The sequence below is a fragment of the Yersinia rochesterensis genome, assembly GCF_003600645.1.
Classification (GTDB): Bacteria; Pseudomonadota; Gammaproteobacteria; order Enterobacterales; family Enterobacteriaceae; genus Yersinia; species Yersinia rochesterensis.
Genome location: NZ_CP032482.1, coordinates 859,440 through 883,318, shown reverse-complemented (window position 1 = coordinate 883,318; position 23,879 = coordinate 859,440). Strand labels below are relative to the sequence as shown.

Genomic DNA, 23,879 nt, shown 5'->3' with positions numbered 1-23,879 from the left:
AGCGATGATTGGATGAAGTTGCTCGCCAAATACGCCTGCCCTCACACCATTGTCAAGCAGGCGACAGGAATAATTGCTAACCTTCCTTCCTTCTGTTATTTATAGCGGCCTGATTTTTTCCCCTATTGGGGATTTTGATAGTGCGTATGAATGTAGGAGAAGCATCATGCAAGAAGGGCAAAAACGTAAAACCTCGTCCTTGAGCATTCTCGCCATAGCTGGGGTAGAACCATACCAAGTGAAGCCTGGCGAAGAGTATATGAATGCCGCCCAGCTGTTGCATTTCAAGCGGATTCTTGAAGCATGGCGCAACCAGCTCAGGGACGAAGTAGACCGTACTGTATCGCACATGCAAGACGAAGCTGCTAATTTCCCCGATCCGGTAGACCGTGCTGCGCAGGAAGAAGAGTTTAGCCTTGAACTTCGTAACCGCGACCGCGAGCGTAAGCTGATTAAAAAGATCGAGAAAACCCTGAAGAAAGTCGAGGATGAGGATTTCGGTTTCTGCGAGTCTTGTGGCGTAGAAATTGGCATTCGCCGTCTGGAAGCACGACCAACTGCAGATTTGTGTATTGACTGTAAAACCCTCGCCGAAATCCGCGAAAAGCAGATGGCAGGCTAACACAGTAATAATCTGTATATCCAAAGACGTTGGGGTTATAGGTAGCAGCAAGTGAGAGACAAATTGGTTGTAAACCATTTTGAACAGCGCTTGCGTTGGCCCGTAGGGTGAGCCTCTGATGAGGCTCGTAATCCCGCTGAGCTTACTCAAGTAAGTGATTCGGGTGAGATAGTGTAGCTAACAACCCTACAGCTCCAAGTACAAAGGGTATGACACGGTGCCAGAGCCATCTCCGGCACCGCATTTACCACACTGGATTTATGTCCAAAGATATCATTACCGAGCAAACTGCGCTTATGCAAACCCCATATGTTGGGCGTTTTGCACCTTCCCCGTCTGGTGATTTGCATTTCGGTTCGCTGATTGCTGCATTGGGAAGTTACTTGCAAGCCCGCGCTGAAGGTGGGAGCTGGCTAGTTCGCATCGAAGATATTGATCCCCCCCGTGAAATCCCTGGCGCTGCAGACCGTATTTTAGCGACACTGGACCACTATGGCCTCCATTGGGATGGCCCGGTTATTTATCAATCTCAGCGCCATGAAGCCTATCGCGCCACCTTAGACTGGCTGGAGCAACAAGGGCTGAGCTATTACTGCGCCTGCACCCGTAGCCGCATCCAGCAAATCGGTGGTTTATATGACGGTTATTGCCGTGACCGCCATTTACCAGCCCAGAACTCAGCCATTCGCTTACGCCAAACTCATCCGGTTTATACCTTTTGTGATAAATTACTCGGTGAGTTGCACGCCGTGCCCGCACTGGCTGAAGAAGATTTTATTATTCGTCGTCGAGATGGCTTATTTGCCTATAATCTGGCGGTGGTGGTCGATGATGCCTTTCAAGGGGTGACCGAGATTGTACGCGGAGCCGATTTAATCGAACCCACAGTGCGTCAGATAGCGCTCTACCAGCAGTTACAGCAACCGGTGCCCCGCTATTTGCACTTACCGCTGGCGCTGAATCATAATGGTAATAAGCTCTCTAAACAAAATCATGCGCCGTCGCTGCCCAATGGCTGTCCGCGTCCGATTTTAGTCGAAGCTCTAAAGTTTTTGCGTCAACCGATACCAGAATGCTGGCAAGATCTTGATTTACCGTTATTATTACGCTTTGCCGTCGACAATTGGACATTGGCAACCATTCCGCATCACGGGGCGGAGATAGCCAGTGAAAACACAACGGCATTCTCAAAGACAGCACGGTGAGCTATGATTAGACGCTGTTTTTCTGTTGTTCTGTAATTTATTAGCCACTATCGAGGTGTACCATTTTTACCCGAGTAGCCAATTTCTGCCGTAAGGTACTGATTCGCGATAATAAATCAGCTGGCGATAGCAAAGCTGTCCGTGATGACACGGCTCGTGATAGCAGTGCCCGTAAAGATAAAGTGCCCGGTGAAGATAACGTGGCCCGCAAAGAGAAAAGGCCTGCCAGAACGAATACTGGCCGCAAGAATCATGCGGTGCCGACTTCACAACAGCTTTCTTCACAGCAAAGTGCGATGACGATTATTCCACGAGATCAGCACAATATTTCCCGTAGAGATATCAGCGATAATGCGCTGAAGGTTCTCTATCGCCTGAATAAATCAGGTTACGAAGCCTATCTGGTTGGCGGCGGTGTCCGTGACCTATTGTTGGGCAAAAAACCAAAAGATTTTGATATCACCACCAGCGCCACGCCAGAACAAGTGCGAAAGTTATTCCGCAACTGCCGCCTGGTCGGTCGCCGTTTCCGTCTGGCCCATGTCATGTTTGGCCCGGAAATTATTGAAGTCGCCACTTTCCGTGGTCACCACGAACAGCAGCAAGCGGAAGACAGCGACAAAAACTCTTCTCAGCAAGCACAAAATGGCATGCTGTTGCGCGACAATATTTTCGGCACCATTGAAGATGACGCCCAGCGCCGAGACTTCACGATTAATAGCCTCTATTACGGCATTTCTGATTTTGCGCTACGCGACTACACCGGCGGTTTGCGTGATCTGAAAGAAGGTATTATTCGCCTGATTGGCGATCCTGAAACCCGCTATCGTGAAGATCCGGTGCGGATGCTGCGGGCAGTTCGTTTTGCCGCTAAACTGGATATGACGATCAGCTCGGAAACTGCGGAGCCGATCCCGCGCCTGGCCTCGCTGCTGCACGAGATCCCACCCGCGCGTCTGTTTGAAGAGTCACTCAAACTACTGCAATCCGGCTACGGCTATAAAACTTATTTAAAACTGTGTGAATATCAGCTTTTCCAGCCGTTATTCCCACTGATTGCCCGCCATTTTACCGAGCATCATGACTCGCCGATGGAACGTATTTTGGTTCAGGTTCTGAAAAATACTGACTATCGTTTGCATAATGATAAGCGCGTCAATCCAGCATTCTTATTTGCCGCTATGCTTTGGTATCCGCTGATTGAACATGCGCAGAAGCTGACGCAAGAAAGTGGTCTGGCCTATTACGATGCTTTCGCACTGGCAATGAATGATGTATTGGATGAAGAGTGCCGTTCACTGGCAATTCCAAAACGTATAACTTCATTGGTGCGAGATATCTGGTTGCTGCAACTGCGGCTGTCACGCCGTCAGGGTAAACGTGCGCATAAGCTGATGGAGCATCCAAAGTTCCGTGCAGCTTACGACTTGCTGGCACTGCGTGCTGAAGTCGAAAATAACCATGAATTACAGCGTCTTACACAGTGGTGGGGAGAATTCCAGGAAGCCACACCGCTACAGCAAAAAAATATGCTGAATACTTTAGGGGCCGATCCGGCACCGCGTCGCTCTCGTCCTCGCCGCCCACGTAAGCCAGCACCACGTAACGAAGGGGCATAATACGCACCATGATCCGGGTCTATATCGCGTTAGGCAGTAATCAGTCTATGCCACTGCAACAGGTTAAAACCGCACTGGAAGCGCTGGAGCATCTGCCGCGCACCCAGTTGGTGGCATGCTCGCCTTTTTATCGCACTAAACCGTTAGGCCCTCAGGATCAGCCGGATTTTCTTAATGCGGTCGTAGCGTTAGATACCTCCCTGCCCCCGGAACAACTGTTAGACAGCACCCAAGCCATCGAACGCAATCAGGGGCGGGTAAGGAAAGAACAGCGCTGGGGGCCACGGACACTGGATCTCGATATTATGTTGTATGGCGATCAAGTGATAAAAACTGATCGCCTCATTGTGCCGCATTATGGTTTGAAAGAGCGCGAGTTCATGCTCTACCCGCTGGCCGATATTGCCCCTGATCTTATTTTCCCCGATGGCGAATCGCTGTCAGACCGCCTTAAACTTGTAGATAAAAATGGCCTGGTACCTTGGTAAGGGTGCTTGTTTGCTAAATCCAACACATAATATACCTCTCTGATATTCCCCCATTTTAACCTACCGTCTCAGGAGAAAGAGTGATGAAAGCCACCACCATGAGCCATTTGCGCCAATGGAAACTCGAGAAGCGTAAGTTCGCCACACTGACTGCCTATGATGCCAGCTTTGCGCAATTATTCGTCGAACAGGGAATTGAGGTTCTGCTGGTGGGTGATTCGCTCGGTATGACGTTACAGGGCTTCGACTCGACATTGCCGGTCACAACTGCGGATGTGGCTTATCACACCCGTGCTGTGCGCCGTGGTGCGCCTCATTGCCTATTATTAGCAGACATGCCATTTATGAGCTATGCCACACCAGAGCAAACATTTGCCAATGCCGCCGAACTGATGCGGGCCGGGGCCAACATGGTCAAACTGGAGGGCGGTAGCTGGTTGTGCGATACCGTTCGCATGCTGGCAGAACGGGCTGTTCCAGTGTGTGGGCACTTGGGGTTAACCCCACAATCAGTCAATATTTTCGGCGGTTACAAAGTGCAAGGCCGTGAAGAAGTCGCGGCGAACCAACTGTTGAAAGATGCTCAGGCGCTTGAAAATGCGGGCGCACAATTGCTGGTACTGGAATGTGTTCCCGTGGAACTGGCGCAGCGTGTGACTGAAGCACTGGCAATCCCGGTGATTGGTATTGGCGCGGGGAATGTTACCGACGGACAAATTCTGGTCATGCATGATGCATTGGGCATTACTGGTGGACATACGCCGAAATTCAGCAAAAATTTCCTGGCGCAAAGTGGGGGAGATATTCGTGCCGCCATTAAGCTGTATATTCAAGAAGTTGAGAGCGGCGACTATCCCGCTGAAGAACATACTTTCCAGTAAGTTTTGGTTGATAAATATTCAGGGGAATTGGGATGCTGATTATTGAAACTTTACCACTATTACGCCAGCAAATTCGCCGCTGGCGGCATGAAGGTAAACGAGTTGCTTTGGTTCCCACCATGGGTAACCTGCACGAAGGGCATATGACATTGGTGGAAGATGCCAAAACTCGTGCCGATGTTGTAGTCGTTAGTATTTTTGTCAATCCACTGCAATTCGAGCGCCCGGATGATTTAGCCCGCTACCCGCGCACCTTGCAGGAAGATTGTGAGAAGCTGACCCGTCACGGTGTGGATTTAGTGTTCGCCCCGGCGGCGGCGGATGTTTACCCCGCGGGTTTGGACAACCAGACCTATGTTGACGTCCCTGCACTGTCGACCATTTTGGAGGGTGCCAGCCGCCCCGGCCATTTCCGTGGCGTATCCACGATTGTCAGCAAGCTGTTCAATCTGGTTCAGCCGGATGTCGCCTGTTTTGGCGAAAAAGATTATCAGCAATTGGCGCTGATTCGCAAAATGGTGACGGATATGGGCTATGACATCAATATTGTCGGCGTGCCCATTGTTCGCGCCAAAGATGGCCTGGCACTCAGTTCCCGTAACGGTTATCTGACCGCTGAAGAGCGCAAAATTGCGCCGCAGCTTTATAAGATAATGCAGGCGTTAGCCGAGAAGCTTGTCATGGGTGAACGGCAGATTGATAATCTACTGGCGGACACCGCAGAACAATTACGCAGTGCTGGTTTTACACCGGATGAGCTGTTTATCCGTGATGCCCAAACCTTACAGCCGTTGACGGTTGACAGCAAACAAGCCGTGATACTGATGGCCGCATGGCTGGGTAAAGCTCGACTAATTGATAATCAACAAGTTGATTTACAAAGCTAATGTCAATGATGTCGATTGCCTTGAATCTCCCCAAAGAAATCTGAGTTGTAGATTGGCTCAGGGGAGATAAAGTCAGTCATAGACAACTGATATAAAATCAGCAAAACTGAGCGCTTCTCCCTAAATCGGTCGATGATGGGGCGGGTGCCAGACTTATTCTGGGCTATAACCGGGGTCAAAGGTAAGAGTTATGATACGCACTATGTTGCAAGGCAAACTGCACCGGGTGAAAGTCACTCAAGCTGATTTGCACTATGAAGGTTCCTGCGCTATTGATCAGGATTTTCTGGAAGCCGCAGGTATTCTGGAATATGAAGCCATTGATATTTATAACGTTGATAATGGTCAGCGTTTTTCGACTTATGCTATCGCCGCCGAACGAGGTTCACGAATTATCTCAGTGAACGGCGCAGCAGCACGTTGTGCTTGTGTTGGTGACAAATTGATCATCTGTTCCTATGTCCAGATGTCAGATGCTGATGCCCGCCTGCACCACCCAAAAGTGGCGTATTTTGAAGGTGAAAATCAGCTACAGCGCAAGGCTAAAGCAGTGCCCGTTCAAGTGGCGTAATGACCTTTCATCCTTGAAGCCGCAGGGGTGTTAGCTACGTTCACTTACCCGAATCACTGACTTCAGTCAGCTCATCGGGATGCGTTACTTGCTGCCTACCTGCAACGTCAATGACTTTGGGTAATACCTTTCATCCTTGAAGCCGCACAATAAAAAAGGCGCTTATAATTAAAGCGCCTTTTTCCTATCTTCATATTACACAATATTCATATTATACAATGAAATAGCTAATCAGACTCCATCACCGCAGGTGCGGCGGCAACCGGCTGACCAGGTTCATTGGCGATACGCTCTGCCATTGTAGGAATTGAATCGGTTCGCAAAATATAAAGCCGCTTGAGGGTATACGGATTATCGCCGGGTTTAACCTTGCCCTGCATAGTCGTCACCGCCAGATGGAAACCCGCGTTTTTCGCCGCATCAATCGCGGTTTGGTTAAAGCCACCAAACGGATATGACAGAAAAATCACGTGTGGATTAAACTGCGACAAAGCCCGGCGAGAATGTTCAAAATCAAAAACAATATTATGATAAGAACGACTCAATAAAATTGGATTACGTTTATTGTCAGTCCGGTGTAAAAAGTGCGTATGAGACTGAATATCAAATACATCCTGAATGGCTTTTAATTCAGAAATACTCATAAACTGTAATGTGTCAGGATTCCATTTCTGAGGATGACGTTTAATGCGCGATGAAATAATAAATGCCGTTGCCCGGAAGCCATTCTCTTTCAGAATCGGATAAGCATAGCGATAGACTGATTTAAGGCCGTCATCGAATGTCAGCACCACAACTTTCGCGGGCAGGTTAATTTTGTTATTGAGATAACCTTCAAGCTGATAAAGAGAAATGGTGTCGTAACCGGTCTGCTTGAGATAAGTCATCTGGTTGCTAAACGCGGCATCAGAGGTTGTTGTTGAGGTATTGAGGAAGCGTTTATTTTCCTCATTTTTCAACATATGGTGATAAGTCAGAATAGGAATGCCGTTATCTATTTCAGCATCAGTGCTACTGACATATCCCAGACGATCGCCAATATTCACCTGATACCAGGTGTTGCCTAGCCGGTCTTTCAATTTACCTACAATCGGGTAGCGTAAGTTTTCTGCTAAGGTAGCAAATTGCTCGCCATCGACATCTGCGACTAAATAAACCGGGGTCTCGCGTTTGATAATAATGTTTTGATTTGGCAGAGGCTTATTCAAGTCCCCCAATATATCATTGTTTTTTCGTACTTTATTGATATCGCGTAAATCGTCTTTATCAATAAAGCCGATACCGTTACCAAACTTGAATTCATAATATTCTGCCGCCGCGGGCAAAACCTGGATAAGTTGATCTTCTTTAATCTCACCGACAGGAATGACCTGATCGCCAACCAATGAATACATTTCGCTATCGCGGTCTGTAACCATATATTTAGGGGTAAGAACCGCTTCGTCTGGCAGGAGGTCTGCATGGGTTGCCGGCATCATTACCGACATGACAATACCGAGTAGCATCCCAATAGCTATTCTGTTTTTATGCCACATTATCGTTCTACTTATGCGCATTCGGCGCTGAATTGAAAAGGGAAAAATCTGGTGCGCCAGCATAGCACGAGACACCCGAGGTTGAGAAAGATGATATTAGACGGGGACATTATTTATTACGATTAAATTCTAGTATTAACAACAATTAACTTACTAATAATTTACGAATAGCACTTAAAATCCGATCCAAAGTCACTGACGTTGCAGAGGTGAATACAGCCAACACCGCTGCAACGTCCAGGCCGAAAAACATCCCAAAAGTCATTGGTGTTACAGCAAGGCGGCAAGTCAACGCATCCCGATGAGCTTACATTAGTCAGTGATTCGGGTAAGTGGACGTAGCCAACACCGCTGTAGCGCCAAGGCCGCAGGGGATTAGGTGCGTAGGCCGCGCCCACGCTCAATCAAATACCAAGCCCAAGCATAAAATACCGCGATAAACACCACTAGCACACCAATGGTAAAGACCAACGGCACATCAGTAATTCCGAGGAATCCGTAACGGAACCCACTGATCATATACACGATAGGGTTAAGTTTTGACACCGCTTGCCAGAAAGGAGGAAGCAAGGCTAACGAGTAAAATACCCCACCCAGATAGGTTAGTGGTGTCAGCACAAAAGTCGGCACCAGACTGATATCATCAAAAGTCTTGGCAAAAACAGCATTCAACAATCCGCCGAGAGAAAATAATATTGCCGTCAGCATTAATGTCAGTGCGATCATTGACCAAGAGTGGACATGCAGCGGCACAAAGAACAGCGAAATAATCGTCACCAGAATACCGACACAGATCCCGCGCGCCACACCACCGCCTACATAGCCAACAATCACGATATGAGTGGGTACAGGGGCGACCAACAACTCTTCGATGCTGCGCTGGAATTTTGCGCCAAAAAAGGAGGCCGCGACGTTAGCATATGAGTTTGTTATCACCGCCATCATTATCAGGCCGGGAACAATAAACTGCATATAATCAAAGCCCCCCATATCACCAATTCGGGAGCCAATCAGGTTGCCGAAAATAACGAAATAGAGCGACATAGTAATCACTGGCGGCACCAGAGTTTGAATCCAAATGCGCGCAAAACGGGTGATTTCTTTGATCCAGATACTCTGTAATGCTACCCAATACAGGCGGGTCATACTTTTTCTCCCCCGTTGCCATTAACCAAGGTGACAAATAGTTCTTCCAGACGGTTAGCCTTGTTGCGCATACTTTGTACCTGAATTCCCTGAGCGTTCAGTTGACTGAATAGACCATTTAGGCCCTGTTCACGTTTAACATCAACTTCCAACGTTGAGGTGTCCGTCAGACGATAGCTATAGCCTTCCAGCTTCGGCAGTGGGCTTTTAATACCCAAATCAAAAATAAATGTTTCTGATTCAAGCTTGCCAAGTAACTGCTTCATAGTGGTATTTTCCACCAACTCACCATTCTGGATAATGCCAATGTTGCGGCACAGCATTTCCGCCTCTTCCAGATAATGAGTCGTCAGAATGATGGTCGTTCCCTGCGCATTCAGCTCTTTGAGGAAGCCCCACATGGAGCGGCGCAGCTCGATGTCCACCCCTGCTGTCGGCTCATCCAGAATCAGTAACTTAGGTTCATGCATCAGAGCGCGGGCAATCATCAAACGGCGCTTCATCCCACCGGATAGGCGGATAGCGCGCTCATGACGTTTGCTCCATAAGTCTAGCTGGCTGAGATATTTTTCTGCTCGTTGCAGGGCCTCTCGCCGTGTGACGCCGTAATATCCCGCTTGAGTAATCACAATCTGCAATACCGTCTCAAACGGGTTAAAGTTAAATTCTTGTGGCACTAGCCCAAGCTGGCGTTTGGCATTCACGATATCTTGGTCGATGTCGTAGCCAAAGACTTTCACCTTGCCAGAGGTTTTATTCACCAATGAACTGATAATACCAATGGTGGTGGATTTACCCGCCCCATTAGGCCCAAGTAGTGCATAAAAATCGCCTGCTTCTACGTGCAGATCAATGCCACGCAATGCCTGAACGCCACCTGCATAGGTTTTGGTCAGTTGCGTTATTTCCAGTGCATATGTCATAAGTAAAAAAGAACCTTATTCTATGAGTTCCCAGCGGTCACAGCATGTCCGTGACTTGTTTCCCCCTCACTGTCGGGGTCAGTTGCGGAGGCAAAGGGAAGCAGTTAGATACAGAGAAGATGTTGTGCGGACAAAAAATATGCATTCAACAAAGTCACTGTTCCGATTTTAAAATCGTGATCCTTGTCGTATATTATCCTATCGCAATCCGTTCATTACAGGCTATTTACATTAATGAAAGAAATAGAGAAGCTCCTCGCGAACAATGACCTCTGGTCAAAAGCCATCAGTAAAGACGATCCTGGTTTTTTTGAACACTTGGCGGAAGCCCAGAAACCTCGATTTTTGTGGATTGGTTGTTCAGACAGCCGCGTTCCTGCTGAACAGTTAACCGGCCTGAAAGCTGGGGAATTGTTTGTTCACCGCAATGTTGCCAATCTGGTTATCCATACGGATCTGAACTGTTTGTCCGTGGTGCAATACGCCATCGACGTTTTACAGGTCGAGCATATCATTATCTGCGGTCACCTTGGCTGTGGTGGTGTTGAAGCCGCAATGAAAAAAGACCTTGAATTAGGGCTTATTGACAACTGGTTACTGCACATTCGGGATCTTTGGTTCAAACACAGCACTCTGCTGGGTGAACTGCCAGCCGAAGAACGCAGCGATATGTTATGTAAAATCAACGTGGTAGAGCAAGTCTATAACTTGGGTCATTCGACTATTGTTCGCTCCGCCTGGAAGCGCGGGCAGAAAGCGATGATTCACGGCTGGGTCTATGGTATTGAAGACGGCAAACTGACGGATTTAAATATTTCTAGCACCAGTCTCAGCGAACTGGAAATCAAGTACCGCGAAGCAATGGCTAAAATACTGCAACCAAACAGACAAAACTAATGAGTCCTATGGGAGGGTGTTAAAACGCACCCTCTCCCATCCGTAAATGCTGCTAAAGACACTCGAACTCAAAATATTAACGTACAGTGATCATCTGCAAATAAGGCGTAGCGAGCTAAGTCAGTTTGAGTGCGCCCAGCACGCAAGAACCGGAGCGTACACATAGTACGTGAGGATTCTGAGTACTGCGTAATCTCAAAATGACGACGCGCAGTAGCCGATTACTCGTCAAACATCACAACTTTGCCGACATACGGCAAGTGCCGGTAACGCTGAGCATAATCGATACCATAACCCACTACGAACTCATCAGGAATGGTAAAACCGACCCACTCTACGGGAACTTGTACTTCACGACGCTCAGGTTTATCCAGCAGCGTACAGATCGCCAATGATTTTGGCCCACGCAGTTGCAGAATTTCACGAACTTTACTTAGCGTGTTACCGGAATCGATAATATCTTCGACAATCAGCACGTCTTTACCACGGATATCTTCATCCAAATCTTTCAGGATTTTCACATCGCGGGTAGTGCTCATGCCGTTGCCATAGCTCGAGGCGGTCATAAAATCGACTTCATGGGAAACGTCTATCGCGCGACATAAATCAGCCATAAACATAAATGAACCACGGAGCAACCCCACCAACACCATTTCACTGCCACTGTCGCGATAATGTTCGGAGATTTGGCGGCCTAATTCGACAATCCGGTTTTTGACTTCCTGTTCGGAAATCATGACTTCTACAGTGTGCTTCACAGCCAACATACCTATTTAAATTTATTGATTTTATATCAATGAGCAGCCAGTGCAGATAGCCTCAATGATACAGATTGATGCCCCTAGTTTAACACAATTCAAAGGACATCCGGCCACTCTCCCCGCTGAATAGCCGGGCAAAAGTATAACAAAGATAAACAGCAGACGTATTGAGAGATATACTAGCGCCATAAATTTGGCTCAGATATTGCCTGTGGATAGCCCTCGACAAGGAATGTTTTAATGAATTATCAGTCAACCAGTATCTGGCTTTATTCCGTCACTTTTACGGTAATCGCCGCCATCAGCTTGTTTGTCGCCTTTTTTGGCTTGAGTGTCCCAATCTTTTACTACTTTATTGTCGGTTTGGTCTTCAGCGTCTGGGTTTCATTACATTTGCACCAAATGGCAGAGAAAGGGACTATTTATCTGATTACTGAAAAAACACAATGGATGGTTTATGTCCGGGGGATCCCGGTGCAAGAAACGCGTACGTCCTTAAAAAACCCCTGTTTTATCAGTGCCGCGCGTTTGGCATCTTTCTTTCGACGTTTTCTGATCATCAAACTGTTGCTGCAAGCTGTAACTTTGTATTTAGCCCTCAAACAAACCGTTGAACTTCCCCCTTCCGATACCCCGTATATGCTATGGGTGACAATAGGATTGGCGATAGTGATTATCTGCTTTCTTATCAGCAAGATATGGCTGACCATCAAAAGTCTACTCGCACTCCAACGTGCAGAATGGCTGATAGAAGAAATACCGAGAGAGGGTTTTAGTTATTATCAGGGATATATCATTAAGAAAGATAAAAACGGTAATCAGATCCTCCAACCCGCCTTGACTGAACTGCTAAAAGTATAAAAAAGAAAACCTCCCCGACCAACTCGCCGGGGAGTGACTTAAGCGCTGACGGTAAAGCCCAGCATCATGCCGGTATCTTCATGCTCCAACAGGTGGCAATGGGCCATATAAGGGGTACTGGCCGGGGCCAGATGATTAAAGCGCACTAATATCTCACTGCGCGCGCCTTCCACTCGCACCGTATCTTTCCAACCACGGCGATGCTCTGCTGGCGGTTTGCCATTCTCACTCAAAATACGGAACTGCGTGCCGTGGACATGGAATGGATGGAGCATCATGTCGCCCTCACCGGAAATAGTCCATTTCTCGTATTTGCCCTGCTTGGCATCAAACGCCGCGTCGGTCATTGAGAATGCTTTGCCATTAATCATATTGGCGTGACTGAAATCAAAAGCCGGAGCCGCTGTCATCGCGCTATGGTTCATGCCTTTCATATTGCTGTGATCCATACCGCCCATAGCACCATTATCCATTCCTCCCATATTGCCGTGGTCCATGCTCATGCCCGCCATGGCCTGCATACCATAGCGGCTCATTAGCGCCTGCATACCCAACATATCCAATTTGGGGTCCATCATCAGTTGGAACCAGCGCTCTGGCAAAGCGGTGACCTCCACCAGCGGCGGCACGATGACCAGAGAATCCGGCAATGTTTTACTGCCCGCAGTCAATGAGGGTTGAATGCGTAATACCGGCAAGGGGTTATCAAACGGAGCCAATGTCATGCCCATTTGTTTGACCGGCAAAGTGACCAAATCAAGTGCTTTGCCGTCGGAAGTATCCACCAGCACCTCAAAACGTTCGCCCATCAATATCGGCAACTCGCGCACCGCGACCGGCTCTGCCAGTAATCCGCCGTCACTGCCAATCACATACATTGGGCGGCCATCACTGAGGGCGAGATTCAGGGAACGCGCATTGCACCCATTCAATAACCGCAAGCGCACCCAACCGCGCGGCGTAATCTGCTGCGGATAGCTGGCACCATTAGTGAGCATCCGGTCACCAAACCAGCCCACCGCCGCCGTCATCACATCCAGTTGATAGTCAACCTGGCCATCTTTACCCAGCAATTTATCCTGCAAAATGACCGGAATGTCATCCACGCCCCACTGTTTTGGCAGCGGCAGTTTTTCACTGTCACTATCATCTATTAGCACCAATCCGCCCAGCCCCATCGCGACCTGACGGCCGGTTTTACCGTGGGTATGGGGATGGAACCAACAAGTGGCGGCGGGCTGTTCTGCCGTCAATGCCACCTGGCGTTTTGCTCCTGGCTGAATCAGTGCTTGCGGCCCTCCGTCAACATCGCCGGGGATTTCCAGGCCGTGCCAGTGCACCGTCGTGGCTTCCGGTAAGGAATTTGTTATGTGAATAGTAACCGGCTTGCCGCGCTGCAAACGAATAGCTGGCCCTAATAAGTTGCCGTTATAGCCCCAAGTTTGCGTGGCGGCGGAGGGCAACCAGGCCATAGTGCCAGTTTGGATATTCAAATTAATATTGCCACTGGCATCCGGGAGCAGTAGTGGCGGGATAGGTAAAGGTGAAAAATCTGCGGCTAAAGCCGCGCGGCTCCATAAAGGCAGTGAAGTGGCGGCTCCAAGAGCTGCCGTTAACTTGATAAAATCACGGCGATGCATGGTCGTCTCCATTCTGATTGTCGATAATGATAAGACTTATCGTGAGTAAGTGCTCGCTTAGCACAAGAACAGCATTATCCGCCAGCATAAACCTTCCCCTAAAGGGAAGGTCAAGCTGTAATCAATCACTTTGTGAATCAACCTCCGTATATGCCCACACTAAGGACATAATAAAATTTACTCTGAACCATCACAGTGTGATAACGTCTGTTAACAATGAATAAGCCTATTTCCGCGATGAAAAGAACAACATTAGTTATGCTGCTGCTTGCCCTGTGCGGATTCTCATCTGCCAGTTCTGCATTAAGTGAATCTGAAGCAGAAGATCTTGCCGATCTGACTGCGGTATTCGTTTATCTGAAAAATGATTGCGGCTATAAGGAATTACCTAATAATGAAATCAAACGAGCAATTGTCTATTTTGCTCAACAAAATCGCTGGGACCTGCGTAACTACAGTAGCTTCAATATGAATGCGTTGGGTGAAGAGAGCTATCGCGACCTACGTGGTATTGCGCTCCCCGTTCCGACCAAATGCAAATCTCTGGCTCGTGACTCTTTAAGTTTATTGGCCTACGCTAACTAGCGACCCCGCATTTACCCTATCAGTCTGAAATTCAACCGTGCAACCTCAGCCAGAGTTGGCTATGATGTTGCCCCCATTTTTCATGGCTGTTACTGCGAAGGAGAAGCCCCGAACATGTCACAGAAAGAACTATGGTATGAAACATTACATGCCAACTTCGGTCAGTATTTTTCAGTAGAAAATGTACTGTACCGCGAAAAAACCGAGCATCAGGATTTGGTGATTTTTGAGAACCCGGTGCTGGGTCGGGTAATGGCGTTGGATGGCGTGGTGCAAACCACTGAGCGCGATGAATTTATCTATCACGAAATGATGACACACGTCCCTTTGTTGGCCCACGGTCAGGTAAAGAAAGTGCTGATCATTGGCGGCGGCGATGGCGCGATGCTACGTGAAGTCAGCCGCCACAAAAATATCGAACAGATTACCATGGTGGAAATTGACGCCGGTGTTGTCGAATTCTGCCGCCAGTATCTCCCGAATCATAATGCGGGTGCTTATGATGACCCTCGTTTCAAATTAGTGATTGATGATGGCGTCAATTTCGTTAATCAAACGCACGAAAAATTCGATGTCATTATCTCTGACTGCACTGACCCCATTGGACCAGGAGAAAGTCTGTTTACCTCTGCTTTCTATGAGGGATGCGCCCTTAGTTTGAATGAGGGCGGCATTTTTGTGGCGCAAAACGGCGTGTGCTTCCTGCAACAAGATGAAGCGGTCGACAGCCATAACAAGCTTAGCCACTATTTTAAAGATGTCAGTTTTTATCAGGCCGCCATTCCGACCTATTACGGCGGTATCATGACTTTCGCTTGGGCGACACAAAACCCACAGTTGCGCCAATTAGATATAGCCACGCTACAACAGCGTTTTGTCGAAGCGGGCCTGACCTGCCGCTACTATAACCCCGCGATTCATGTCGGCAGCTTTGCCTTGCCGCAGTATTTGCTGGATGCCTTAACCGCCAAATGTTGATAATCCGTAAGGAGGTGAACTAAATTGTCCAAGCTTAAACTACACGGCTTCAACAACCTGACGAAAAGCCTGAGTTTTTGTATTTACGATATTTGTTATGCCGAAACCGCAGACGACCGCGATGGCTATATCGCCTACATTGACGAACAGTATAATGCCAACCGCCTGACCGAGATCTTGACTGAAACTTGCTCGATTATTGGCGCGAATATTTTGAATATTGCCCGTCAGGATTACGATCCTCAGGGAGCGAGTGTCACCATTTTGGTCAGCGAAGAGCCAGTTGATCCGCGCGATGTTGATAACTCCGAGCACCCCGGCCCACTACCGAATGCAGTGGTCGCCCATCTGGATAAGAGCCATATTTGCGTCCATACCTATCCGGAAAGCCACCCTGAAGCAGGGTTATGCACTTTCCGTGCAGATATTGAAGTCTCTACCTGTGGCGTCATTTCACCACTGAAAGCACTGAATTACCTTATCCACCAATTGGAATCCGATATCGTTACCATGGATTACCGGGTGCGCGGTTTTACCCGTGATATCAACGGCGTTAAACACTTTATCGATCATAAAATCAATTCGATTCAGAACTTTATGTCTGACGATATGAAATCGCTGTATCACATGATGGATGTCAATGTTTATCAAGAAAACATCTTCCATACCAAGATGATGCTGAAAGATTTCGATTTGAAGCATTATCTGTTTAACGCCAAACCAGAAGAGCTGAGCGCCGCAGAAAGAGAGCGAATTACCCGCCTGCTATACAAAGAGATGCAGGAAATCTACTATGGCCGCAATGTGCCAGAAGTGTGATGGAGCAAAGGTAAAATCAGGTTTAAAATCCCGGCTTTTGACCGGGATTTTTGATTAAGGTAGTTGGGTAAGTAAGATGTTAACTATTAGCCTTTGCAGCGACTGAGGGCTAATCGCAATGCGGCACCGATTTCACCAGGAGGGCTATTAACGGGTAGAATAACTTTATCGCTTCCGCCGCGCCCCGTTCCCCCCCATGCCTCCAGTTTTTCATGGCGGCTTGGGGAGATGGTGATCACATCATTAAGACAATGAATAGAGCATTTTTTCATATCCTTAAATAATGCCCGCTTGGTTTTATAACCGTATTTCTGCATCAGCATCGCTATCCAGGCAGCATATTGCTCTTTGCCTGTTTCAAGATCAAAAAACTCAGCAGACTCTTCAAGTGATAATGTCCGGCTGTTTGATAACGCAACAAGCACAGCTTCACCGATACTTTGATCATCTGCATCTGGTGGTAATAGATGCGGGGGAAAAAGTGGATCGCTCCCCACCATACCAAGGCCAGAATCAGTCTCAATACTCAAAAACTGATTAGTACAATAGCAACTGACCCAATAATCCTGATTTTGGTTAAATTTCATCATTTCACCTGAGTTACCCTAACGTTTACCCGCTGACTTTTCCCATACTCGATTGCCCGATTTATCTCAGCCCACTGTACTTTGGTAGTATTGGCAGGCACGGCTAATTGGATTTCTTTGCTGGAAATCATTGAAGAATCGAGTTTCCGCTTTGAAAGACTATATTCCTGAAACTTCGCAACCGTATCTATATTCCCTTTCAGCGAATTGTAGATTTGCCTTGGATTCGCCACTCTGGCGGCGGTGGTGGTATCCAGAGTTTTTACACTGATGGCCGTGCGGGAGATGCGATTATAGTAATCAAAGGTTTTAAAGTTTACCGGTAACCGTGAGTTTTGTGGCAATTGTGTCCCGACATAATTCTCCCACGGCATTCCTTGCTGGCTAATACCTTGCCCCCATTTAATGCCGGTTGTCGACTGGCTTACCGTCGCAATCCTTGGCACCGCAAACTTCCTCACCTGCCCTGCGGCAAGCCGTGCGCTGCTTTTTGCTACCGCGCCAATGCCGGCAACATAACCGCCATACTCAACCAGCAGTTTACCCGCTTCTCGCCCTGAGTCATAGGCTCCTCCTGCGCCCGCCCGCTGATAATGAGCCTCCATTCTGTCAATCCGTGCCAGCCAGTCCCGCTTGACACTTTGCGCCACAGTGCCCGCCACATCATCACTGTTAACCAGCTCTCTGAGCGCCATAAATGCCTGTTTTGGCTCTTTTAATACCCCCAGTAATTCAATGCTACTGTCATACAGCCCTTCCGGCACACCAGTCACAATACCCGCCGCAAAAGCACCGTCCTGACTGCCGCTGGTCATTCCCCAGCGAATAAAAACTTTACCTTTATCCGCCACTGTCCTCGCAGCGTTCATTTCAGCTTCCATCAACTTTTGTTGATGATGGCTGAGATAGTTATAACGAAAAGTGGTTTCGGCAGCATTAGCGCCGCTGTATGCCCCCTCGGCTTTGCCAGTAAACACCGCGCCCGCCACACCCCCTAAGAATCGGGATAACTGAGCCTGACGTTCAGATTTCTCCTGCCAGTTTTGTGAGCCGATAAAGTTCTCGCCCATCACCGCACCGGCCAGCTCGGCGGCCAGTGCCCCGGCCGCCGCACCTTTCGCATCACCACCACCAATTTCAGCCGCCACGCCCGCCACGACTGCATGACTCAGCGCTTTACCCGCGCCCCCCAATACGCGGCCATTGTCACCGATAAGGTTCGCCCCTTCGGCATGTAACTGACCGCCTATATTGGCTAACAGTGCGGTGGTAAAATTATCTTTAAAACTGCCGCCGTTGATGCCGGTATTCAGGCTGGAACTGATAAGTGACTGGCCAGCTACCCGCTGCGCGACCTTGCTCCAGTCTCCATTGCTCAGGCGCGGTAATTTAGCCGCACTGACACCGTCGGCGGCGGTATCAAAGCCCATCAGGGAATCAAACCCGCTCAATGCGCCCCCCACTGCCATTGAAGTCACCAGGGATTTCACCGACTCTTTACTGCCCAAGGTGCTGAATGTTTTAGATAAATCGCCTTTATGTTCAACTAACGCCACCGCCGCCTGTGCGGCCAGCGATGACATACCCGCGGTGACCGCCCCGCCAGCTACCCCACCACCAACAGCAATGTTGACATTGGCAACCAAACTTGAGCCAGAAGTGGCCACCGCCACACCAATGGCAATCAATGCCGCCACCACCGGGTTCAGGTGCTCGCTTTTGAGATCCCAGCTATGATAGGCATCCATCACTTTTTGCCACTGCACGTCATCACGCCGATGTAAGTCTTTTAACCATTCATTGCCGGGAATGGTGGCCAGCTCATTAATCGCCGCCTGTACCGATTGGTTATTTTGCGCTTTAACATCCGCGCTAATCCCATCAGCAGCATTTACCCTAAACTCGCCCCCCGTTTGCACACTGGGCAGCACCCATTTATCTTCCTGATATCCTTTATCGGTGTTTTTGATGTAAAAACCTTTCGATAAGCTGGTTTTTTGCTCAAATGTGGTGTTTTTGACCGCTTCGAAAATCACTTTACCCTGGGTACTGGTCAGTTTGGCGTTCTGCCCTGCGGCAATTTTGCTGGCCTGATAGGTGCTGTCATCGCGGCTTAACAGGCTGATATCACCGTCAGCCGTGAATTCCGTCACTTTATTGATTGCCGCATGCTGGACATTATGGTGCGATTTTTTCCGCCCCCACCACTTACGGGTACTCCAGCGCTCTTCGGCATGGCTGGTTTCTTCCATTGCCTGGGCGAATAGATAGCCGCCCTCAGCCGCAATATCCATCACTTTTTTGGCCACCAGCTGGGTGGCCTGAAACAAGATGCTGCCGTTTGATATCAACGTCAGTGTGCCGCCGCTATTAAGCTGAGTGGATTGCTGGAGTTTTCTGTAGCTAGAATTATCGCCACCGCCATAATGATCCTCGTTCAACACCGATTCAAAGCGCATATCGCCGCCGGAAGTCAGTGTCATATCACCGCCAGCGGCGAGTTCTGCACCCTGGGTGATAAGCTGATGATTGGCCAGCGCATTCAGAGTGTTGCCAGCTTTCAGGCGAGTAGCGGCGTGGCGGGTGTAGCGTGAGTCATCAGCCCAATCAATACCAGTGTATGGCAGCACCGCCAGTTGAATATGTTGCCCGGCTAATAAGGTGAGATTATTGTCCGCATTAATATTGCTGCCCCGGGTCAGAATATCGCGACCGGCATTAATTAAGGTATTTCCTTTGGCATTTATCTGAACTGTATAATCAGGGGTTTGGGAGCGAGGGAATATATTATAATATACAGAGCCTGAATGGTTGTTATTATAACGCTCCATAAGATCTGACCAGACAGTTATATTATAAGGTTCCAGTTCAATATCACGAGCAGCGTGCAAGTTAATATCCTGTCCGGCGTTTAGCTTGATCCCCTGTAACATCAGGTTATTACCGGCATTCAGTGTAATGTCGCTATTACTGGTTAATCGATTTGATAGCGATAATAGTTGGTTAATATTTTCCACATATTTATCTGGATCCAAAAAACCATCGGTAATTAGGATTTCTTCGGGCTTGAGTATATGTGAAATATTAATATCATGTCCGGCCGATAAGCTAATATTAGCTGTCGGATGGATAAGGGTGTCGATTAATTGAATATCTTTACCTGCAATGGCAGTAAAATAGTGGCTGGCTTTAATGCGATTAAATACCCGCGCATCATCTGGCTGACGCGAAGAAATATCAGGTGAGTTTGTTTTAATATTCCCCTCACGGCTCAGTAATAAAATGTTTCGCCCCAAAAACTCACTTGATGATGAGTCAATATCATTCAGTGCTGTCAGTGAAATATCCTGACCACGCAAACTGCTGTTAGCTAATGCAATACTGTCTTCTGCAATAATGGTAATATCACCACTGGCCTGTATTAAATCACTGCTGGAAATAGTCTTACCATGCAGTAAAATATTATGGCCTTTTAATACCGGCGGTGTGAAGTCGGATAATGATAAGGGAGCAGCTTTATCTAACTCCGGCACCAGACGCTGTAACTGAATATTGTTGTTAAAGTCCAGCACGATATTTCCACCCGCCGTGATTGTCGCACTGTATTTTTCAGCCTCAGTTAACTGGTAAAGCAATCGTTTGTCATGAAAAACATAATAATCCGGCCCATGATAATCCACTTTATAATAACGAAATTCATCTTTTACCCAGTCACTGGCGCTGCTGTTTAAAAAATCATTACCGGTCAGGAAAATATCTTTCGTGGCACTGATGTGGCTGTTTTTATTCTCTAACTGGCTGGCATTAATATACAAATTATTCCCTGAATACAGGGTGGCAGCCGGTGATGATGAATTTAGTTGCCAAACACTTTTTTCAGTGTTGATCCGCCAGACACCGCTTTGCCATTCACCGGTTTCGATGGCACCAAACCATTTTTCGGGCAGATCTCGGGTGGGCCAGTCGTATTCTAATGTGATGATAACTTTGCCCGGCGAATCGCTATCGTCATCGTAATCATTAAGTTGGCGCGAATCCGGAATTAATTTCTGCCACCCGGCAGTCACTATCGGGCGGCTATTTTCCAGTTTTTCGGTGCGAATAATTAAATCACCATTTATTGTTTTAATGGCACCGGACTTATTTTCAACCAGAGTATTTTTATTCCCCTCGGCATCTTTTTGTATCCAGAGATTATTCCACGCAAGAAGTTTTGCTTGCTGACCGGTATTACGTACTTGATCACCAAATATACGTATATCACGATCAGAAAATACCTCTCCGGAATTATTAAATTGTTGGCTGACCAATGTAGTATCGCGTATACTGAATAATGTACTTCCCTCCGCGAGGGTAATTGTCTTTCCGACAATATTCAGATCTTTGTTCGCTCGAATATCACCTAATGTCACATTGCCCGCGACATCAATATTGATATCTCCTTTGGTACTGAAAGTATTTTTAAGGTTAGCGCCCACGCCTTTTTCCGTTGATACCAAACGGATACGATCAGCATACATTCCACCAAGAGCGCGGGTATCTATCGCCAGCGCAGGGGCAGTTCCTGCCGCAGGTAAAGGTTGAATATGCCCATTCTGATAATCAACCTGATTAACACCCAGAATAATATCAAGCTGATTTGCATAGATTTTACCGTCAAGTTTTAGAGTGCGACTGATGATGGCAGTATCATTCTGATTAAGAGTATTGAATCCTTTATCACCGATAGTGATAGCACCGCCCACGACATTTAGCTGCTCCAGCGCCCCTTGCCGATTCAGTATCGGAGTGCCGGTGGTTAACGTTATCGTGTCGATTTTGCTAAACCAGCTATTATTGGCAATCAGGCCATTGGGGTTGGCGATAATTACATTGGCTTTTTGACCAAAAATTGCCAGCATTCCTTCCAGAGATGAAGGCTGACGGCTCGTCACTTCGTTAATAATTAACTGAGCGCTATCACCCGTTAAATGTGGATTGGCCGCCAGATGGCCGATTAATTCCGAATTGACATCCACTTGGCCGTTATTTAACACCGCCCCAGCACGGGGAATATTAAAGTCATGATAGCGGTTATGAGATACCCCAGCAGCGTTGGGCGTGGCAATATTGACCACCGGGATCTCGCCGTAAAGTTTCACTGTTGTTTGGCGGTCTGCGGCTTGAATACCGGCTGCAATGGCCGGATGCAAAGGGTGAACCGCAGTCAAATAAATCAGTATTCAGCTCAGTATACGCACACGTTGATAAGCAAATCCGGCCATAAATCACCTTCCTGGTGTGGTGAGGGATGCGCGGCTGATTTGTCACCTAACAGGAAATCGGCAAGTCAACCAGAGAGAATAACTCACTGGCTAGCCTACTTAATTTGAGGTGAAGATATTATGGCAGTTTGGCTGATTTACTGTTTTAACCCCTGACTCATTGAGCAAATAATTGGCTGCAACTATTCCCATCATCCTGACTGACGATGTATAAGAGGATCCTATTTTTCTGTCTGAAGTTGCATAAGGATAATGCCCCATGAACCGCCTCCCTACCCTGTATGGCATTATTGCGATCCTGCTTTGGAGCATGAGTGTCGCCTTGACGCGGGGGCTGTCTGAGACATTGGGGCCATTTGGTGCCGGAGCGGCAATCTACACTGTCAGTGGAATTTTGGTGTGGTTGGTCGCCGGGAAACCCACTTTGCGCGGGCAGCATCCGGCTTATCTGTATGGTTGTGGCGCGCTGTTTGTGGTGTATATGGTGGCTTTTGCTTTAGCCATAGGGATGGCAAATGACCGCCAGCAAACGCTCGAAATCGGCCTGATTAATTATCTGTGGCCCAGTCTGACTCTGCTGCTGGCGGTGCCCTTACTCAAACTCCGGGCGCGTTGGTGGCTGTGGCCGGGGGCTGCTTTGGCGCTGTTTGGCGTTATTTGGGTGGTGAGTGGCGGAGATGGGTTGGATGTAAGTATCTTGAAAACTAATATCAGCAGTAATCCGCTGGCTTACAGTCTGGCGCTAATTGCGGCCTTTACCTGGGCAGGTTATTCCAATTTGGTGCGGATATACAGCCACGGGCCAGGGGCATTGCCACTCTTTTTACTCGCCTGCGCCCTGTGTCTGTGGGTGATGTTTTTTATGCTGACCCCCGGCAAGTTGCATTTCACTCAGCGCGCCACTTTTGAGCTGTTACTGATGGGAGCCAATACTGCGCTGGCCTATCTGTGCTGGGATATTGCCATGAAAAAAGGCAACGCCACATTGGTCGCCGCCCTCTCTTACTTCACACCCTTGTTATCGATATTGATTGCCAGTTTGTGGCTCAATACCTTGCCGTCAGCCGCTTTCTGGCCCGGTGTTGCGATGGTGGTCGCTGGTTCTTTGCTGTGCTGGTCTGCCAGCCGCTCCGCTATTGAGAAATGATGAAGTTACGATAGCCTTTCAAAACTAAAAGAAAGTCTTCCAGGCCACACAAGCAGAGGCTTTCTTCATCATAGTAATTCATCCCCTCTTCCATTTCGTCGCCTTCAATATCTAATTGATTGGCGCGCACCATCACTTCTTCGCCATCTAACCACAAGGTATATTCATGGCCCGTCAGTTGCCACTGGCGCTCACTGCCTTTGACTTCAGCCGCCGCAGCTTCTATTTGATCCAGTTTTGCCAAATCACCTTTAATCTCTTCATTGAGCCAGTGGCCGATTACTTCATGCCCCATGGAGAATCTGACCAGCACTTGTCCGGTTAAATCACGCAAGAATTCATAGTCCATAGCATGCCTTCCTGATGCTCTTTTAATGAGTGTAACCGTATTTATCTACCTGACTTGGCGCAAACTCGCAAAGCCGGCAAATAGCGGCAAAATTTCACTTCGATACGGGTTTTA

General features: G+C 48.0%; 21 protein-coding genes. 13 read left to right on the top strand and 8 right to left on the bottom strand.

The window, feature by feature from the left end:
* Nucleotides 1-166: 166 nt before the first annotated feature.
* From dksA to panD, 7 genes are all read left to right on the top strand, one after another.
* Entirely contained in the window at nucleotides 167-622 is a 456-nt protein-coding gene (gene dksA, locus DXZ79_RS04085; RefSeq protein WP_038636200.1) for an RNA polymerase-binding protein DksA, read from the top strand.
* Nucleotides 623-918: 296 nt separating this feature from the next.
* Nucleotides 919-1,827 carry a tRNA glutamyl-Q(34) synthetase GluQRS gene (gene gluQRS / locus DXZ79_RS04080; RefSeq protein WP_425330478.1) on the top strand — a complete coding sequence of 303 codons (909 nt, stop codon included), beginning with the start codon at nucleotides 919-921 and terminating at the stop codon, nucleotides 1,825-1,827.
* Between the two features lie 62 nt (nucleotides 1,828-1,889).
* A complete protein-coding gene (gene pcnB / locus DXZ79_RS04075) occupies nucleotides 1,890-3,446 on the top strand; it encodes a polynucleotide adenylyltransferase PcnB (RefSeq protein ID WP_071841740.1) in 1,557 nt (518 codons plus the stop codon).
* An 8-nt stretch (nucleotides 3,447-3,454) separates the two neighbouring features.
* A complete protein-coding gene (gene folK / locus DXZ79_RS04070; protein WP_038636208.1) occupies nucleotides 3,455-3,934 on the top strand; it encodes a 2-amino-4-hydroxy-6-hydroxymethyldihydropteridine diphosphokinase in 480 nt (159 codons plus the stop codon).
* Between the two features lie 83 nt (nucleotides 3,935-4,017).
* Entirely contained in the window at nucleotides 4,018-4,815 is a 798-nt protein-coding gene (panB, locus tag DXZ79_RS04065) for a 3-methyl-2-oxobutanoate hydroxymethyltransferase (protein ID WP_038636210.1), read from the top strand.
* A gap of 32 nt (nucleotides 4,816-4,847) precedes the next feature.
* A complete protein-coding gene (gene panC, locus DXZ79_RS04060) occupies nucleotides 4,848-5,702 on the top strand; it encodes a pantoate--beta-alanine ligase (protein WP_038636212.1) in 855 nt (284 codons plus the stop codon).
* A 190-nt stretch (nucleotides 5,703-5,892) separates the two neighbouring features.
* Nucleotides 5,893-6,273, top strand: coding sequence for an aspartate 1-decarboxylase (panD, locus tag DXZ79_RS04055; RefSeq protein ID WP_005156780.1), 381 nt, complete (start codon nucleotides 5,893-5,895; stop codon nucleotides 6,271-6,273).
* Nucleotides 6,274-6,500: 227 nt separating this feature from the next.
* Here panD and DXZ79_RS04050 read toward each other — a convergent pair whose 3' ends face one another.
* The 3 genes from DXZ79_RS04050 to DXZ79_RS04040 all read right to left on the bottom strand — a co-directional run bounded on the left by DXZ79_RS04050 (nucleotide 6,501) and on the right by DXZ79_RS04040 (nucleotide 9,877).
* Nucleotides 6,501-7,808, bottom strand: coding sequence for a polysaccharide deacetylase family protein (locus DXZ79_RS04050; protein ID WP_050291614.1), 1,308 nt, complete (start codon nucleotides 7,806-7,808; stop codon nucleotides 6,501-6,503).
* Nucleotides 7,809-8,183: 375 nt separating this feature from the next.
* Nucleotides 8,184-8,954 carry an ABC transporter permease gene (locus DXZ79_RS04045; protein ID WP_023160237.1) on the bottom strand — a complete coding sequence of 257 codons (771 nt, stop codon included), beginning with the start codon at nucleotides 8,952-8,954 and terminating at the stop codon, nucleotides 8,184-8,186.
* Complete coding sequence (locus DXZ79_RS04040) at nucleotides 8,951-9,877, bottom strand: ABC transporter ATP-binding protein (protein WP_038636217.1); 927 nt, start codon at nucleotides 9,875-9,877, stop codon at nucleotides 8,951-8,953. Before DXZ79_RS04040 ends, DXZ79_RS04045 begins: the two co-directional genes overlap by 4 nt.
* Nucleotides 9,878-10,111: 234 nt before the next feature.
* On the opposite strand from DXZ79_RS04040, the gene can reads away from it, so the two are divergent.
* On the top strand, nucleotides 10,112-10,774 hold the full coding sequence (can, locus tag DXZ79_RS04035; RefSeq protein WP_038636219.1) for a carbonate dehydratase: 663 nt from the start codon (nucleotides 10,112-10,114) through the stop codon (nucleotides 10,772-10,774).
* Between the two features lie 221 nt (nucleotides 10,775-10,995).
* Here the strand turns inward: can and hpt are convergent, their stop codons facing one another.
* Entirely contained in the window at nucleotides 10,996-11,541 is a 546-nt protein-coding gene (gene hpt / locus DXZ79_RS04030; RefSeq protein ID WP_172667610.1) for a hypoxanthine phosphoribosyltransferase, read from the bottom strand.
* 234 nt (nucleotides 11,542-11,775) lie between these two features.
* On the opposite strand from hpt, the gene DXZ79_RS04025 reads away from it, so the two are divergent.
* Nucleotides 11,776-12,396 (top strand): hypothetical protein, encoded by a 621-nt coding sequence (locus DXZ79_RS04025; RefSeq protein ID WP_038636222.1) that lies wholly within the window; start codon nucleotides 11,776-11,778, stop codon nucleotides 12,394-12,396.
* 38 nt (nucleotides 12,397-12,434) lie between these two features.
* Here DXZ79_RS04025 and cueO read toward each other — a convergent pair whose 3' ends face one another.
* Nucleotides 12,435-14,036 carry a multicopper oxidase CueO gene (gene cueO, locus DXZ79_RS04020; RefSeq protein WP_038636224.1) on the bottom strand — a complete coding sequence of 534 codons (1,602 nt, stop codon included), beginning with the start codon at nucleotides 14,034-14,036 and terminating at the stop codon, nucleotides 12,435-12,437.
* A 237-nt stretch (nucleotides 14,037-14,273) separates the two neighbouring features.
* Here cueO and DXZ79_RS04015 point away from each other — a divergent pair, with 237 nt between their 5' ends.
* The 3 genes from DXZ79_RS04015 to speD all read left to right on the top strand — a co-directional run bounded on the left by DXZ79_RS04015 (nucleotide 14,274) and on the right by speD (nucleotide 16,418).
* Nucleotides 14,274-14,621: a YacC family pilotin-like protein gene (locus DXZ79_RS04015; protein WP_038636226.1), complete on the top strand. Its 348-nt coding sequence runs from the start codon at nucleotides 14,274-14,276 to the stop codon at nucleotides 14,619-14,621.
* Between the two features lie 114 nt (nucleotides 14,622-14,735).
* A complete protein-coding gene (gene speE, locus DXZ79_RS04010) occupies nucleotides 14,736-15,599 on the top strand; it encodes a polyamine aminopropyltransferase (protein ID WP_038636228.1) in 864 nt (287 codons plus the stop codon).
* Nucleotides 15,600-15,623: 24 nt separating this feature from the next.
* Nucleotides 15,624-16,418 carry an adenosylmethionine decarboxylase gene (gene speD, locus DXZ79_RS04005; protein ID WP_038636230.1) on the top strand — a complete coding sequence of 265 codons (795 nt, stop codon included), beginning with the start codon at nucleotides 15,624-15,626 and terminating at the stop codon, nucleotides 16,416-16,418.
* Nucleotides 16,419-16,504: 86 nt separating this feature from the next.
* Here speD and DXZ79_RS04000 read toward each other — a convergent pair whose 3' ends face one another.
* The gene (locus tag DXZ79_RS04000) at nucleotides 16,505-17,005 is read right to left on the bottom strand and encodes a contact-dependent growth inhibition system immunity protein (RefSeq protein WP_050291610.1); all 501 of its coding nucleotides are present in this window, start codon (nucleotides 17,003-17,005) and stop codon (nucleotides 16,505-16,507) included.
* Nucleotides 17,005-22,215: a DUF637 domain-containing protein gene (locus tag DXZ79_RS03995; RefSeq protein ID WP_280524502.1), complete on the bottom strand. Its 5,211-nt coding sequence runs from the start codon at nucleotides 22,213-22,215 to the stop codon at nucleotides 17,005-17,007. Before DXZ79_RS03995 ends, DXZ79_RS04000 begins: the two co-directional genes overlap by 1 nt.
* A gap of 313 nt (nucleotides 22,216-22,528) precedes the next feature.
* Here DXZ79_RS03995 and yddG point away from each other — a divergent pair, with 313 nt between their 5' ends.
* On the top strand, nucleotides 22,529-23,416 hold the full coding sequence (gene yddG, locus DXZ79_RS03990; protein ID WP_038636234.1) for an aromatic amino acid DMT transporter YddG: 888 nt from the start codon (nucleotides 22,529-22,531) through the stop codon (nucleotides 23,414-23,416).
* Here the strand turns inward: yddG and yacL are convergent.
* Complete coding sequence (gene yacL, locus DXZ79_RS03985) at nucleotides 23,403-23,765, bottom strand: protein YacL (RefSeq protein ID WP_038636236.1); 363 nt, start codon at nucleotides 23,763-23,765, stop codon at nucleotides 23,403-23,405. The genes yddG and yacL overlap by 14 nt on opposite strands.
* Nucleotides 23,766-23,879 lie beyond the last annotated feature (114 nt).

Bases quoted from the DNA above. Each gene is read 5' to 3' on its own strand.
- cueO (WP_038636224.1), bottom strand. From the start codon at position 14,036: ATGCATCGCCGTGATTTTATCAAGTTAACGGCAGCTCTTGGAGCCGCC.
- DXZ79_RS04025 (WP_038636222.1), top strand. From the start codon at position 11,776: ATGAATTATCAGTCAACCAGTATCTGGCTTTATTCCGTCACTTTTACG.
- speE (WP_038636228.1), top strand. From the start codon at position 14,736: ATGTCACAGAAAGAACTATGGTATGAAACATTACATGCCAACTTCGGT.
- panC (WP_038636212.1), top strand. From the start codon at position 4,848: ATGCTGATTATTGAAACTTTACCACTATTACGCCAGCAAATTCGCCGC.
- DXZ79_RS04000 (WP_050291610.1), bottom strand. From the start codon at position 17,005: ATGAAATTTAACCAAAATCAGGATTATTGGGTCAGTTGCTATTGTACT.
- panD (WP_005156780.1), top strand. From the start codon at position 5,893: ATGATACGCACTATGTTGCAAGGCAAACTGCACCGGGTGAAAGTCACT.
- yacL (WP_038636236.1), bottom strand. From the start codon at position 23,765: ATGGACTATGAATTCTTGCGTGATTTAACCGGACAAGTGCTGGTCAGA.
- dksA (WP_038636200.1), top strand. From the start codon at position 167: ATGCAAGAAGGGCAAAAACGTAAAACCTCGTCCTTGAGCATTCTCGCC.
- DXZ79_RS04040 (WP_038636217.1), bottom strand. From the start codon at position 9,877: ATGACATATGCACTGGAAATAACGCAACTGACCAAAACCTATGCAGGT.
- can (WP_038636219.1), top strand. From the start codon at position 10,112: ATGAAAGAAATAGAGAAGCTCCTCGCGAACAATGACCTCTGGTCAAAA.
- yddG (WP_038636234.1), top strand. From the start codon at position 22,529: ATGAACCGCCTCCCTACCCTGTATGGCATTATTGCGATCCTGCTTTGG.
- DXZ79_RS04050 (WP_050291614.1), bottom strand. From the start codon at position 7,808: ATGTGGCATAAAAACAGAATAGCTATTGGGATGCTACTCGGTATTGTC.
- DXZ79_RS04045 (WP_023160237.1), bottom strand. From the start codon at position 8,954: ATGACCCGCCTGTATTGGGTAGCATTACAGAGTATCTGGATCAAAGAA.
- DXZ79_RS04015 (WP_038636226.1), top strand. From the start codon at position 14,274: ATGAAAAGAACAACATTAGTTATGCTGCTGCTTGCCCTGTGCGGATTC.
- folK (WP_038636208.1), top strand. From the start codon at position 3,455: ATGATCCGGGTCTATATCGCGTTAGGCAGTAATCAGTCTATGCCACTG.
- hpt (WP_172667610.1), bottom strand. From the start codon at position 11,541: ATGTTGGCTGTGAAGCACACTGTAGAAGTCATGATTTCCGAACAGGAA.
- panB (WP_038636210.1), top strand. From the start codon at position 4,018: ATGAAAGCCACCACCATGAGCCATTTGCGCCAATGGAAACTCGAGAAG.
- gluQRS (WP_425330478.1), top strand. From the start codon at position 919: ATGCAAACCCCATATGTTGGGCGTTTTGCACCTTCCCCGTCTGGTGAT.